Source organism: Aquibacillus koreensis (assembly GCF_025154055.1).
GTDB lineage: Bacteria > Bacillota > Bacilli > Bacillales > Amphibacillaceae > Aquibacillus_C > Aquibacillus_C koreensis.
Map to the genome: position 1 here is coordinate 80,388 of NZ_JAOALK010000041.1, position 13,882 is coordinate 94,269.

18 protein-coding genes and 1 other RNA gene are annotated in these 13,882 nt (G+C 36.3%); 12 read left to right on the forward strand and 7 right to left on the reverse strand.

The features are described 5' to 3' along the window. The first annotated feature begins 45 nt into the window (after nucleotides 1-45). The 3 genes from NYQ66_RS11205 (at nucleotide 46) to NYQ66_RS11215 (ending at nucleotide 2,607) form a co-directional block, all read left to right on the forward strand. On the forward strand, nucleotides 46-486 hold the full coding sequence (locus tag NYQ66_RS11205) for a YaiI/YqxD family protein (RefSeq protein ID WP_259869486.1): 441 nt from the start codon (nucleotides 46-48) through the stop codon (nucleotides 484-486). Nucleotides 487-775: 289 nt separating this feature from the next. After that, complete coding sequence (locus NYQ66_RS11210; protein ID WP_259869487.1) at nucleotides 776-1,060, forward strand: DUF6407 family protein; 285 nt, start codon at nucleotides 776-778, stop codon at nucleotides 1,058-1,060. 89 nt (nucleotides 1,061-1,149) lie between these two features. Further along, entirely contained in the window at nucleotides 1,150-2,607 is a 1,458-nt protein-coding gene (locus tag NYQ66_RS11215) for an NADP-dependent isocitrate dehydrogenase (RefSeq protein ID WP_259869488.1), read from the forward strand. A 117-nt stretch (nucleotides 2,608-2,724) separates the two neighbouring features. On the opposite strand, the gene ssrS is transcribed toward NYQ66_RS11215, so the two are convergent. The 3 genes from ssrS to NYQ66_RS11230 form a co-directional block, all read right to left on the reverse strand. Then, a non-coding RNA gene (gene ssrS / locus NYQ66_RS11220) (6S RNA) lies at nucleotides 2,725-2,909 on the reverse strand. 45 nt (nucleotides 2,910-2,954) lie between these two features. Next, the gene (locus NYQ66_RS11225; RefSeq protein ID WP_259869489.1) at nucleotides 2,955-3,386 is read right to left on the reverse strand and encodes a VanZ family protein; all 432 of its coding nucleotides are present in this window, start codon (nucleotides 3,384-3,386) and stop codon (nucleotides 2,955-2,957) included. 25 nt (nucleotides 3,387-3,411) lie between these two features. Continuing rightward, on the reverse strand, nucleotides 3,412-3,558 hold the full coding sequence (locus NYQ66_RS11230; RefSeq protein WP_259869490.1) for a hypothetical protein: 147 nt from the start codon (nucleotides 3,556-3,558) through the stop codon (nucleotides 3,412-3,414). 206 nt (nucleotides 3,559-3,764) lie between these two features. Here NYQ66_RS11230 and NYQ66_RS11235 point away from each other — a divergent pair, with 206 nt between their 5' ends. Further along, the gene (locus NYQ66_RS11235; RefSeq protein WP_259869491.1) at nucleotides 3,765-4,115 is read left to right on the forward strand and encodes a hypothetical protein; all 351 of its coding nucleotides are present in this window, start codon (nucleotides 3,765-3,767) and stop codon (nucleotides 4,113-4,115) included. Nucleotides 4,116-4,289: 174 nt separating this feature from the next. On the opposite strand, the gene cysK is transcribed toward NYQ66_RS11235, so the two are convergent. From cysK to uvsE, 3 genes are all read right to left on the reverse strand, one after another. Continuing rightward, entirely contained in the window at nucleotides 4,290-5,210 is a 921-nt protein-coding gene (gene cysK, locus NYQ66_RS11240; protein WP_259869493.1) for a cysteine synthase A, read from the reverse strand. Between the two features lie 18 nt (nucleotides 5,211-5,228). Continuing rightward, nucleotides 5,229-5,525: a rhodanese-like domain-containing protein gene (locus NYQ66_RS11245; protein ID WP_259869495.1), complete on the reverse strand. Its 297-nt coding sequence runs from the start codon at nucleotides 5,523-5,525 to the stop codon at nucleotides 5,229-5,231. 90 nt (nucleotides 5,526-5,615) lie between these two features. Further along, entirely contained in the window at nucleotides 5,616-6,581 is a 966-nt protein-coding gene (uvsE, locus tag NYQ66_RS11250; RefSeq protein WP_259869497.1) for a UV DNA damage repair endonuclease UvsE, read from the reverse strand. Between the two features lie 164 nt (nucleotides 6,582-6,745). Here uvsE and NYQ66_RS11255 point away from each other — a divergent pair, with 164 nt between their 5' ends. The 8 genes from NYQ66_RS11255 to NYQ66_RS11290 all read left to right on the forward strand — a co-directional run bounded on the left by NYQ66_RS11255 (nucleotide 6,746) and on the right by NYQ66_RS11290 (nucleotide 13,148). Beyond that, nucleotides 6,746-7,681 (forward strand): AEC family transporter, encoded by a 936-nt coding sequence (locus NYQ66_RS11255; protein WP_259869498.1) that lies wholly within the window; start codon nucleotides 6,746-6,748, stop codon nucleotides 7,679-7,681. Nucleotides 7,682-7,773: 92 nt separating this feature from the next. Continuing rightward, nucleotides 7,774-8,700 carry a 3'-5' exonuclease gene (locus NYQ66_RS11260; RefSeq protein ID WP_259869500.1) on the forward strand — a complete coding sequence of 309 codons (927 nt, stop codon included), beginning with the start codon at nucleotides 7,774-7,776 and terminating at the stop codon, nucleotides 8,698-8,700. Between the two features lie 391 nt (nucleotides 8,701-9,091). After that, nucleotides 9,092-9,238, forward strand: coding sequence for a cytochrome c oxidase subunit 2A (locus NYQ66_RS11265; RefSeq protein WP_259869501.1), 147 nt, complete (start codon nucleotides 9,092-9,094; stop codon nucleotides 9,236-9,238). Nucleotides 9,239-9,251: 13 nt separating this feature from the next. Beyond that, nucleotides 9,252-9,713 (forward strand): cytochrome c oxidase subunit II, encoded by a 462-nt coding sequence (locus NYQ66_RS11270; protein ID WP_259869502.1) that lies wholly within the window; start codon nucleotides 9,252-9,254, stop codon nucleotides 9,711-9,713. 16 nt (nucleotides 9,714-9,729) lie between these two features. Next, nucleotides 9,730-11,409: a cbb3-type cytochrome c oxidase subunit I gene (locus NYQ66_RS11275; protein ID WP_259869503.1), complete on the forward strand. Its 1,680-nt coding sequence runs from the start codon at nucleotides 9,730-9,732 to the stop codon at nucleotides 11,407-11,409. A gap of 66 nt (nucleotides 11,410-11,475) precedes the next feature. Next, nucleotides 11,476-12,111, forward strand: coding sequence for an SCO family protein (locus NYQ66_RS11280; protein ID WP_259869504.1), 636 nt, complete (start codon nucleotides 11,476-11,478; stop codon nucleotides 12,109-12,111). Nucleotides 12,112-12,114: 3 nt separating this feature from the next. Continuing rightward, nucleotides 12,115-12,684, forward strand: coding sequence for a hypothetical protein (locus NYQ66_RS11285; RefSeq protein ID WP_259869505.1), 570 nt, complete (start codon nucleotides 12,115-12,117; stop codon nucleotides 12,682-12,684). 110 nt (nucleotides 12,685-12,794) lie between these two features. Beyond that, nucleotides 12,795-13,148, forward strand: a complete 354-nt coding sequence (locus tag NYQ66_RS11290; RefSeq protein ID WP_259869506.1) for a cupredoxin domain-containing protein — start codon at nucleotides 12,795-12,797, stop codon at nucleotides 13,146-13,148. 116 nt (nucleotides 13,149-13,264) lie between these two features. Here NYQ66_RS11290 and NYQ66_RS11295 read toward each other — a convergent pair whose 3' ends face one another. Further along, nucleotides 13,265-13,870: a YdcF family protein gene (locus NYQ66_RS11295; RefSeq protein WP_259869508.1), complete on the reverse strand. Its 606-nt coding sequence runs from the start codon at nucleotides 13,868-13,870 to the stop codon at nucleotides 13,265-13,267. Between the last annotated feature and the right edge of the window lie 12 nt (nucleotides 13,871-13,882).

Here is a 13,882-nt window from a genome sequence, read left to right on the forward strand (position 1 = left end):
AGATAAACGAACAACTCTCAATTGAATATACGAGGAGAATATTTTATGAAGATTTACGTAGATGCAGATGCATGTCCAGTTAAAGATATTATCATCGATGAAGCAACAAAGAAAAGTATCCCCGTTAAGATCGTTAAAAGTTTTTCCCATTTTTCAAATGCAGATGATCCTGAAGGCGTGGAAACGATCTATGTTGATCATGGCTCTGATGCAGCAGACTACCGGATCATGGCATTAGCTCAAAAAAATGACCTAATCGTCACACAAGATTACGGTCTAGCCTCCCTTGCACTCGGGAAAGGGTGTATTGTACTCCATCATAAAGGATTTACCTACACACAAAGTAATATCGATGCGTTACTACAAACGAGACACATCAATGCAAAAGCAAGGCGCGGCGGATTCAGAACAAAAGGGCCAAAAGCGTTAACGGAAGAAGATCGAGAAAAGTTTAGGACTCTTTTAAAGCAAAAGATATCTAACTGAATGGAAAAAAGGCTTGATATATTAACGGGTTCCGTTACCTATCGCAAACATAAAAAATGTAAATGAATTTGACTATCAAATTGCATGCTAATTTGGTAGTCAATTCTTTGTTGGTTTAAAGAGGTATTTTACGGAAACTGCATCAATTTTGTATAGGAATATTAAATCTATGGTCAAAACAATAAGGAGAAATACCACTTAAACTCCAGAATACAGCTCCAGGTTTATATATACTAAATAACAAAAAGCACAATGCTCATAAACGCAATGTAAGGAGGTTGGCTTTCGGATGAATTTTCAAGATTTTGTTACAAAAGAAATAACGAAGATAAGTGATTTTGATCATAATAAGCTAGATAGTATTAGAGAATTAGTTAGAAAAGCTATAGAATATTACGAATTAGATTCCTTTGAAGAAGTAGAAAAAACAGAATCAACCAACAGAAGGTATTTACATATATATTCCATGATGGAAGAGAATGTATTATCAAAAATTGTAAAACTAGCACTGGATCATAATGGTGAACACGATATTGAATCCGTGTATGAAGGCTATATCATCAGAGATTATTAAACATTTTTTCATAATTATTCAAGATTAACCCAAAATAGATAAGGGAATGTATTAGTAATTCTATTTTTCAACGGAGGGTAAGCATACTTATGACTAATAAACGAGCCATTACCATAGCTAGAGGAGACGGAATTGGTCCAGAAATCATGGACGCAACTTTAAAGATAATGGAACATGCCGGTGCAATGATTGAACCGGAGTTTATCGATATTGGAGAAAAAGTATATTTAGCGGGTAATTCGACAGGTATCCCTGATGAGGCTTGGGAATCTCTAAGACAAACAAAAGTATTTTTCAAAGGACCTATAACAACTCCTCAAGGTGGAGGATATAAGAGTTTAAATGTAACGATTAGAAAAACGTTAGGTTTATATGCAAACGTAAGACCTAATGTATCCTATGCGCCATTTGTTGAAACAAAACATCCAAATATGGATCTTGTGATTATACGTGAAAATGAAGAGGATTTATATGCTGGCATAGAACATCAACAAACACCAGAGGTTGTACAGTGTCTAAAACTAATCACCCGACCTGGATCTGAAAAAATTGTTCGTTATGCCTTTGAATATGCAAGGAAGAACAATCGAAAAAAAGTGACCTGTTTTACCAAAGACAACATTATGAAATTAACTGATGGTCTTTTCCATAAAGTTTTTAAAGAGATTGCCAAAGAATATCCAGAGATTGAGACGGAACACTGGATTATCGACATTGGTATGGCCAAAATTGCAGACTCGCCTCAAGACTTTGATGTGATCGTAATGCCAAACTTATACGGGGATATCGCATCCGATGTTGCCGCACAAATAACCGGAAGCGTTGGCCTAGCCGGTTCAGCAAATATAGGAGATCATGTGGCTATGTTTGAAGCTATTCATGGTAGTGCACCAGACATTGCTGGAAAAGGCATTGCTAACCCTTCAGGCCTCATACATGGTGCGATTATGATGCTCGTGCATATTGGACAACCTGAAGTCGCGACAAAAATTCACAATGCTTGGTTAAAAACTCTAGAAGAGCGTGTTTTTACTGGTGATATCTCCAAAGGTGAAAAATCAGTAGGAACAATGGCGTTTGCAGAGGCTGTTATCGAAAGATTAGGACAAAAACCAGAAACTTATCAGCCAGTGGAATACAAGCAAACAGATAACGCAAATGAACAAAACACTAAATTAGACCCTGCTGTTAAAAATCGTCCAAAACCTGATGTTGTTCGAGCATTAGACGGTGTTGATGTCTTCTTATTTAACAATGAACATACACCAGATGAAATTGGTGAGAAATTGGAAGAACTGGCTGGACCGGAATTCAGCTTAAAGGTTATTACAAATCGTGGCGTGAAGGTTTATCCAGGAGGTTTTCCTGAAACGTTTACAACTGACCATTGGCGTTGTCGTTTTCAACTTACTCAGAAAAACGGCGAAAATAAAGATATAGTTGGACTATTAAATCGGATCCATGACGCAAACTTAGACTTCATTAAAACGGAAAATCTCTATACGTTTGATGGAGAACTCGGCTATTCGTTAGGTCAAGGACAATAAAATCATGTAATCACAAAGATAAGCACTCTATAGCAGTGCTTATTTTTGTTTCTGTCTTTATAACTAAAAAACCAGTTCCTCTTTTCAGTAGGAACTGGTTAGATGATCATATGTAGTAGAGAAGCCACAAATGCCGTAACGTCAGATAGAAAGTTTTAAACCACCACTCCTCAAAGTGGGTGTTCGCAGTAACTTTCCTGTCTTCCACAACAATGGAGGCATGACATTTCAGTTACAATGTAAAACTCCCTTGTACAGCATAAAGGTTAAAACTTATATCATTACGTACATCGCAGCTTGTATTGCTATATTACATGATTCCACAATACATTTCAATGGAAAAATAATCAAAAGCCTTTTTTAATTAGTAAGTACAATGAAAATCCTACTCCCCCACCCACTGTGTTTAAAATAATGTCATCTACATCAAATGCACCCACTTGGAAGAGAAACTGTGCCAACTCGATCGAAAGAGAACAACAACAGGATAAAGCTAAGATTTTTATGAATGCTCTTACCTTTGTCCAAATTGTAGGTAGTAAAAATCCAAATGGAATAAATGCCAAAATATTCCCAAAGAAGTTGTCTGTCAATACGTAGATACTAAATTTATCAAAGTTTGAAAGATAGCTTAAGATTGATTCAAATGGAATGATATTATAACCTACATTACCTTTTACTGCTTGACGGTAATGTGAAAAAAACAATAAATACAATAAAAATGTTAAATAAATTAAAAAGCAAACGACAAGTAAGGACTTTCGTAATTTACTCCACATCATCATTCATACACTGGATTGTGTACTACTTTGACTCCTCTTCTTCAATTAACGTAGCAATATTACTGATATGCCAACGCTCAGCTGTATCTTTGGCTACTTCATAAACTTTTCCTTGTCTTAGTATTTGCCCATTATATGTAGTTTGAACTAGCATTTTTACTTTTATCATGAAATATGCTCCTCATCTTTTATTACGCCTCATTCTTTACAATAGCCGAACTTCCTATCTAATTCAACTAGAAATGTTCCCAATGATTCTTAGGGTGAATATAACAAAATTAGGTATCTGTCCATAGCAATAATATCTTTGTCTACATATGCTACTAACGCATAACCCAATAGAATTTAAGGGGAGACGAAAGGAGAGCTTTGCGAATGTATCAAAATAATCCTTATCAAACACAACATCAAGCTTACGCATTATCACAAAATGACTATAGACAGCCGTTCGGCTTTGGACCACTTGGTGCAGGTTTACTAGGTTTAGGTCTTGGATATCTAGGTGGAGAATTAGTAGATAATTACCCAGGTGGTGGATTCGGACCTGGCTATGGCTATGGTCCTGGTTACGGGTATGGTCCTGGTCCTGGATTTGGCCCTGGCTATGGTTATGGTCCTGGTACCGGATTTGGTCCTGGTTCTGGATTTGGTCCTGGTGCCGGATTTGGTCCTGGTTCTGGATTTGGACCTGGTGCTGGGTTTGGCTATGGCCCCGGTCCATTTTAAATAGAGTTACCGATAGCTAGTCTGTAGAGTCTCTGTTCTACAGGCTAGCTACTACATACATTTTATTTTTTAAACAAACGTTTGATTAATTTTTGAGTGTCACCTATGTAAGACAGGAAAAACAGGAAAAGCTTGTCAGGTCAAAACAGTACCTAACAAGCTTTTAAATTAGCATTATTCATTTAATAAATTCATACTCAGATAACGCTCCCCTGTATCTGGAGCAATACATACTACCCTTTTGCCTTTCCCTAACTTCTTCGCCACTTCAATCGCTGCAAAAACTGCAGCACCTGCTGATGGTCCGACAAAAATCCCCTCTTTGGATGCTAAATCTTTAAAAGTATTAATCGCATCATCGTCACCAATTTGAATAATTTCATTATAAATACTTGTATTTAGAATCGGTGGAATAAAACCTGGACTTGTACCGACAAGTTTGTGCTTCCCTGGTTTCCCACCTGAAAGAACTGGTGATCCTTGAGGCTCTACGACAGCTATATGCAAGTTTGGCAACTTTTCTCTTAATGCTTCACCAGTGCCTGTTACTGTTCCACCAGTACCTGCAGTTGCAACAAAACCATCTAACTGGTTATCCATTTGCTTTAAAATTTCTAAAGCCGTAGTGGAGCGATGAACATCTGGGTTAGCACTGTTTTCAAATTGTTGCGGAATAAAACTGTTTGGAATTTCTTTATGTAGCTCTTTTGCCCTCTCAATCGCACCTGGCATTTTCTTATCACTCGGCGTTAGCTCCACTTCAGCGCCAAAGGCCTTAAGGATATTAATTCGTTCCTTCGTCATGTTATCAGGCATCACCAAGATCGCTTTATATCCTTTTGCGGCAGCCGTCATTGCTAATCCAATTCCCGTGTTACCACTAGTAGGTTCAATAATGGTATCCCCAGGTTTGATTACACCTTGATCCTCAGCTGTTTTAATCATATTAAATGCTGCTCGATCTTTTACACTACCAGAAGGATTAAACATTTCTAGCTTTACATAAATATCCGCTGCATCCTCAGGTACAATTCTATTTAATTTAACAAGAGGTGTATCTCCGATTAATTCCGTAATATTATTAACTACTTTCATATGAGTTTGTTCCTCCTACTATTTCGTTGGTCCTTCCCATTCCAGCATACCACCAACCATATTTGATACCTTAAACCCTTCGCTTTCTAAAAACATACACGCATTTGCACTTCTGCGCCCGGATCGACACACGATAATATAATCTTTTTCTTTATCCAGCTCATCCATACTCGCTTCAACAAATCCTAGAGGAATATGTTTAGCATCAGGGATCATGCCTGTAGCAACTTCTTCATCTTCTCTAACATCAATTATATTTACATTCGTTTTGTTATTTAATAATTCAAGTACTTGCTCCGGTGTTACTTCTTTCATATTTGAATCCTCCCTTTTATATAGTAACCTATTGCATATTTTATCAATTCCATCGCTGACATACCACCGTTTTGATTCATGATGTGAATTCTACAATAATCGAATAGAACTTTGATCTACCATTTCTACCTCTTTTCTTTCTTTCAAATCTCTAATTAACTTAAATAATGCTTCATCTTTTTGCTTTGCCTCAATCATACAATCAACCTGCGGCACACTTCCATTTACCTTTTTAGCAAAATCGATAAAAAAATCACCATCTACATAATCTGCGTGACTTCGGAATTCCTTATCACTCTTAGGACTTGAAAGATGAACCTTTACAGGTAATGGAGAGTTCTTCCACGTATCGATTATTCGCTCCCAATAAATCATCCAATCGGGTTGTTCGTGGTTGGCAAGGTGATGATGAAGATCAAATACGAGTGGCACAGATAATTTCTCACACAAGTATAGGACATCTTCAACATTATAGGTTTTATCATCATTCTCAAGTATAATTGTTTGTTGTATTCTCGTCGAAATTCTTCCCCAATTATCAATAAACCTTTCTAAGGCTTCCATTTTATTCCCATAGCTACCACCAACGTGCAACACACAACGATGCATGGTGTTGATCCCCATCGCTTTTAAAAGGTCATAGTGTAACTTCAAAACTTGCACAGAATTCTTTACAATATCCTGTTTAAGTGAATTAAGCACAACAAAATGATCTGGATGAAAACCAATTCTCATGTTTTTGTCCCTTGCATAATTCCCTAACTCTCTTAATGATTCTTTCGTATGCTTTAAGTAATTCCAATCTGCTAATTCTTCATGATTTGCTAACGGGATCAACCTAGAACTAAGTCGAAATAATGAAATATCAAACGCTTGATTATGTTTTAATAAACGGATGCAATTTTCAATGTTGGTGTTTGCTATTTTTTCTAACCTTCTTATTGCCGCTTCACGATCTTTATGTTGTTCAAAATTCGTGTAAGTCATCGTCTGTGATGGTGAGCTATTCTTCACATGTTTGCTCATTGCTACATAGCCGAAACGAAATACAGTCATATTCATCCCCCAATATTTGGTCTTGATGATATTATGAACGAATATCGAATAATTATTGATTATGCATATAGGACGATAAGCGAAATGATATAAATAAATATAGGGATATATTAGAATAGAAGGTACTGTGTATATAAACAAAGTTTGTAAAGGAAGGAAAGTCTATGGATATCGGTGTTGTAGTTACTTCCATCTTTGTGATGGCAATTATTATTGGTTTCGGCTCTTTACTAGCCACGAGAACACCAATAACAAATGAGTTAAAAATAGGTCTCATGTTTATCATCATTAACCTTGCTGTTCCTTCAATCATTTTGAATGGTGTGTTCAGTACAGAAATCACAGAAGCTATTTTTGAGAATGTCATCACGATCTTTTTTATTTCTATTATTTATCATCTTATCGGCCTAATATTTGGTTACATTTTTGCTCGATTGTTTCGATTTAAGTCTAGACTTTCAACTAAGCTTGCTATTTTAGCTTCTATGGGGAATTCGGGTTTTATTGGTATTCCATTATGTGCAACGATTTTCGGACCGACCGGAGGGTTTCTAGCTGCTATTTTTGATGCTGGATTAGATGTCATTATATTTTCTCTGGTTGTGTACCTTTTACAATCAGAAGGGCGATTTCAATTAAAACAATTAAAAGCATTACTTAATCCACCCTTAATCGCTATTACTTTTGGATTAACTGCAGCAAGTACCGGGTTTACACCCCCGATTTTCCTGAAACAGTTAACAGAAATGTTATCAGCAATTGCTGCGCCGCTTGCTATGCTATATATTGGGATGTTAATTCCTCCATTGTTTAAAGCAAGAGGGATTCAACTTTATAAAGGATTATGGATGCCGCTTTGTTTACGTCTACTAATTATTCCGATCGTTACGATAACACTGGTTGGTTTTTTATCTCTTGATGGATTGATAAAGAATGTCGTCATTATCTTATCAGCAATGCCTACATTCATGTTAGCAACCGTTCTCTTTTCTAAATACACCAATGATGAAGAAACTGCAGTTGTTACAACAATCTATTCAACGATTCTATCTCTTCTCACGATTCCACTTATTGCATTTATTAGCTCCTACATAAGCTAATAGATTAGCAGGATAATAGTTGGAAATAATTACACCTTCTTTCTTGCTGGTAATTTCCTTATACTTATGTATTGGAGAGGAGGTTCTCAGGCATGGCTGAAATGAAACATTTTATTTTCTTTGATTTTGAAATGCTTTGTTCTAATCGAGGAATGCCTTACGAAGAGATGGAAGCAATTCGTTTAGGTGCAGTTAAATATAATATAGAAACTGAGAAGGTAACGTATTTTGACCGATTTATCCAACCTAGTTCATTAAATCCTTTAACAAAATTCTGTAAGAAGTTAACTGGAATTGAAGATTCGGACTTGCTACATGCAGAACGGTTTGATCATGTATTTGCTGATTTTCTTTCTTGGGTTGGTGGAGTGAAAAAAGCGAGATTTTTTTCTTGGTCTAAAAGTGACTTAACTAGACTTAAATTTGATGCGAAGTTAAACAATATCTCTAATAATACGATTGATAAAATTGAAAAAAGATATGTCGATTTCCAAGCTATTTTATCTAAGCGAGTTTCAAAAGATAACATGTCTGTTCAAAATGCACTAGATTTGTATGATTTACATTTTATCGGTTCTCAACACAACCCGATGTATGATGCATTCAACACATTACGCATCTACCTATGTTTCTCAAATCAACCACTCAAATCTGATTTAATCATGCTTAACCAATTTGTATTCGAAAAAGAGTTAAATAATCGTTCAAATATAAACAGATTGCTACAAAAGCAATTGAAGCAAGATCTAGTGTTTTTGCTTAACGAACTTCAGGAGATGTATAAATTAAGACAAGCGCATAAAGTTATAAAAAGGGTAAAACGACTCGTAAAAAAGTATGAAAATATCCTAATCAATCGTTCGGGTATCTTTTCCAATGAGAATATTCAAACCGTTCGATTAATTAAATCATTTTATGAAGAATTGTTAAATAGCTATCATGAACACCACGCACATGCATCTAAAGTAATGATTTTAGATGATCACCTCGTGAAACCAATTAAACAGATAGCAATTTGAAGTGAGGATGTCTTTCATCTTCCTTCGTACATAGGCTTAATCGTAAAGAGTTGCAATACCTAAACTTCATCCCCCCTTTTCTACTAATCTTTTTTTAAATATACTTTCTAGCGTAATATCACAAATTTAAAACCTCTAATAGGATCGATTGTATGTAAGCGCACAAAAGAGGTTCTTATATCAAAGTAATCACATCTCACTTTAGAAGACACCGTCATTTTAAGTATCCACATATTTATTTATAAGCTCCTGATCAAAACTCCCTATATAAGTCACTCCTTCTTCACCAGACGTGTTTAATATCACATCTATCAAGTGATTTAGTTCACTATCCTACTTTAGAAATTTTATTACCATATAAGTAAGCAATCTATGTGAGGAGGATATGTGGGTGAAAATTAATAAAGAAGAGCAACTCAACAAAGATACGGATAATGAAGCATCTTTATCAGGCACTTTATTCTCAGTAGGTATGGTAGCCGCAGTTATAGTTGTCATGTGGGCCGCTGTTTTTTGGTTATACATGGAGAGAGTTTAAGGAGGGATAAAACATGCAACGACTAGAAGAGCTTTGGCTTACAGTCAGTATCGGTATATTAGTAATTTTTATGATCATTATTGGTTATCAAACTTTTGCTTTAAGTATGGGTCCTCCAAGTCATAAAGAAACGCTTGATCCACAAAAAGTAGATCAACATGAACGCTTTAGTGAACCCGGAGTAAAACAGATTGGGAGTAACGAATATGAAGTTGTTATGACTTTAGAATCCTTTGCTTTTAACCCTGGTAATTTAGAAGTTCCTGTTGGTGCAAAAGTACATTTCATCATGACCTCTAAGGATGTAACCCATGGATTTCAAGTTCCTGGGACAAACATAAATGCAATGGTTATGCCCGGTCATATCCAGAAGATATCACATACCTTCTCTGAACCAGGAGAATTTTTAGTGGTATGTAATGAGTATTGTGGGATTGGTCACCAAGCCATGAGTACCACAATTACGGTGAAGTAAAGGAGGGGAATTGAAAATGGAACAAACGTTAAAGGAAACAAAACGTCAAAATCCTAAAAAGCTATTAGGTGTAAATACAGAGGATGCAAAAGTAGCACTTTCGTATTTTACAGTTGCTTTTGTCTCATTACTTCTTGGAGGAATCTTAGGACTACTTCAAGGATTGGAACGTGCAGATCTAATCCAATTGCCATCATGGCTTAATTATTATCAAGTATTAACTGCACATGGTCTATTATTATTAGTTGTTTTTACCGCTACTTTTACGATTGGTTATCAATTTGCAAATCTATCACATTCTTTTGGTGGGTTACTTCCAAAAGTGCGTAAATTGGCTTGGATCGGCTTTGGTTTAATGGTCTTTGGTGTTGCTTTGGTTACCGTTATGATCATTTTAAATGAAGCATCGGTATTATATACATTTTACCCCCCACTAGCTGCTCATCCCCTGTTTTACGTTGGATTAGTATTTGTGGTAGTTGGTATTTGGGCATGTTGCTTTGGTGTATTTATTAACTATCGTCACTGGAGAAAGAACCATCGAGGTCAAGTAACTCCACTATTAGCTTACTTCGCTATGGGTGTGTTCGTACTATGGTTTTTTGCAAGTATCGGTGTAACAATTGAAGTTTTAACACTAATTCCATGGTCAATGGGGCTAGTTGAAACAACCAATGTTATGGTTGCCAGAACGCTATTTTGGTGGTTTGGTCATACACTTGTTAACATTTGGTATCTTGTTGCTACCTCCGCTTGGTATGTAATTGTACCTAAGATTATTGGTGGTAGACACTTCAATGAAAAGTTAATCAGGCTTGTTGTTATTCTAATCGTGGTGTTAAATATTCCGGGTGGTTTTCACCACCAAATTATCGATCCAGCAATCTCAACATCCATTAAATTCTTGCACGTGTTTATGAGTTTATCTATTGCTGTACCATCATTAATGACAGCATTTGCGATGTTCTTCGTGTTTGAACGTACAGGTAGAAAGCTAGGTGGTAAAGGTTTACTTGGTTGGTTGAAAAAACTACCGTGGGGAGATGTTCGATTCTTAGCTCCGATGATCGCTATGATTTCATTTATTCCTGGTGGCGCTGGTGGTATTGTCAACACGAGTAACCAATTAAACCAAGTAGTACACAATACCATGTGGGTCGTAGGACACTTCCACGTCACAGTTGGTATGTCAGTTGTTCTTACATTCTTCGGTATTTGTTATTGGTTAATTCCTTACCTATCTAAACGCCAGTTAACACCGAAGATGAACAAAATCGGTGTGATTCAAACGATCGTTTGGACAGTTGGGATGACCATTATGGCTGGTTCCATGCATATTGCCGGATTGTTTGGAGATCCAAGAAGAACTTCTGACACATCTTATGGTGGTCACGAAGTAGCTGCAAGTTGGATATCTTATGAGCTTATCTTTGGAATCGGGGCAACTATTCTTCTAGTTGGTGTATTGATTCAAGTTTATGCCGTATTTAACATGATGTTCTTCGCACCAAAAGGTGAAACAGAATTTCCTGTAGCTGAACCAGAAGACAATGCTGCCCCTGTACCGCTTTGGACAGAACGATGGGGTTTATGGATTGTCCTATTACTTGCAGTTGTAGCAATGGCCTACGTAGTTCCGATTGTTGATATGATCTTAAATGCACCACCGGGATCACCGCCAATTAGAACTTGGTAGATAAATGGATATAGAGGTAGAGGGACTTCCCTCTTCTCCCCTATATTTATAAAGGAAGTGTCCACCATGAACAAAAAAGATAATACGAAACTCGCGATCTTGCTAGTTATTATTTTCGGGATAGGACTCTTTTATATCAGTACGGATGGATTTAGAGCCTACACGGCAGAGTCTGCTAGGATGTATGATTTACAACAAGAGAAACCTACTTTACCAAATGTAACACTTAAAGATAGTCATGCGAGGACTTATTCATTTGATGAGCTAGCAAAAGACAAATATGTGTTTATTACGTTTATGTACACGAACTGCGGCACGGTATGTCCGCAACTAGAGTTAAATATGCGCGATGTTTATAAGCAAATACCAAGCCATTACTTTGAAAATGATCTTGTTTTTTTAAGTATTAGCTTTGACCCATTAAGAGATAACCCAGAAGTATTAGCTAAGTACAGAACTTATTTTGATAGTGACGGAGAAACTTGGCGAATGGCTAGGGTGAATGATAGCGAGGAATTAACTAACCTTCTAGAAACACTCGGTGTGATCGTGATACCAGATGATTATGGAAACTTCCAACATAATTCAGCTTTTTATCTAATAAGTCCTAAGGGTCAGTTAGTTGAAGTTATGGATTTTACAAAAGTAGATACAGCAGCAAGCATATTATTAGATCATCTAGACAAAAAAGTGAGGGATTAAGCAATGAAACAGGCAATCTATGGACTTATATTGTTTACATTCTTAGCCCTCCCTCCCGTAGCAAACTTGTTAGAGTCAATTATGATTATGCATATGCATATGCAAATGCCATTACTCGTTTTCGCAGGATTTCTAATCGCTCGTTTTTTCCAACTTAAATTTCCGCAATTCTTTGAAAGGTGGAATGCAAACGGAGTCCCAGGTATGCTGTTGTTTTTAATCATCTGGCTATACTGGATGGTACCAAGAGCAATGGATGAAGCACTTACCTCTCCTTTTATGGAGTTGTTCAAGTTTTTTAGTCTGACGTTTCTAGCAGGAATAGCTCTAAGGGATAGTTGGAAAAAGCTAGGCAACATTGAATTCAGCATCATGTATATCTTTTTCACTTTAAAGTTCATCATCATGGGGTATCTATACTTGGCAATAGAGGATCAAATATGTAATAACTATCTTATCATTGAACAGAAAACGCTTGGTTGGGGGTCTCTAGCAATGGCAGTGTGTTTTGTGATCTTTGGATTCTATTGGCATTTTACCGATCAATCAGAATACCAAAAAGTTGACTTGTAATGGTCATGAATGTAATGTTAATCAATGGGTATTTACAACGATAATTATGTGAAATATATTAGTATATGTATTTGCTAATAAAAATATGAATACATTAGGAGGAAATAAAAATGAAAAAAATAATATTAATGCTTGTATTAGCAGCATCCGTTTTTGTATTAGCAGCTTGTGGTGGAGATGAATCAGGAAGTGAAAGTAATCTAACACCAGATCATTCCATAGATTTAGTAGCTTCTAACTGGGAGTTTGAACAAGACACTTATACAGTTCCTAGTGGAAACGTTGAAGTAAATTTAATTAACAACGAAGGATTTCACGGAATTAAAGTAGAAGGTACGGGTATTAGCATCGAAGGCGAAGGTTCTGATGTAGCAGCGATGGAGCCTGGTGAATATACAATCCGTTGTACAGTGCCATGTGGAGCTGGTCATACGGAAATGGTTGCAACGTTAATTGTAGAGTAATACCGGTAAAATATTTCGTGAATCCATAAAGAAATATGACTAAGCTAGAGTAGAGCATCAAATTGTTTTCAATTTGATGCTCTTTTTATTGTATTCCTTATTTTGATACCGTCAAATTATATATTTACATCTTCATCACGCAATGCCCCTTGCTTAACGTACCTAATAAGTTTAGTAGACTCAGCCTTAACTCTTTTTATACCTAATTCACTTTTAAACCAGTTTTCCTTCCTAGTATTATTATCTTCGGCACAACATAAGGTAAAGTTGATCCAGTCAGGCATATAGGTTTTTAAAGTTAAATGCAATCTTCGCATATGATAGGAGTTCGTTACTACTAAAATGCGATTCAATTTAAACAGATGGAACTCTCGATCAAGAATCATCATGGATGCAAGAACATTTTCAAGCGTATGTAACGAATGATCTTCAATCAAAATATCTTTTTCAGGTACACCAAATACCAATGCTTCCTTTTTTAATTCGTGTGCCTCTGCGTGCTCAAATCCATTCCACTTCACACCACCTGAAAATAAGATTTTATTTGCTCTACCTTGTTGATAAAGTTCAACTGCTTTCGGCAAACGGTATTGAATTGCCATACTACTACCAACAACAAAGATGCAATCTCCTGTCATCCCATCATCTTCAAGATCAGAGAATAATAGATTAGTCATGTGAGTTTTTGTTAATGCATCAACATCTAAATTTGATATATACATGTGACACCTCGT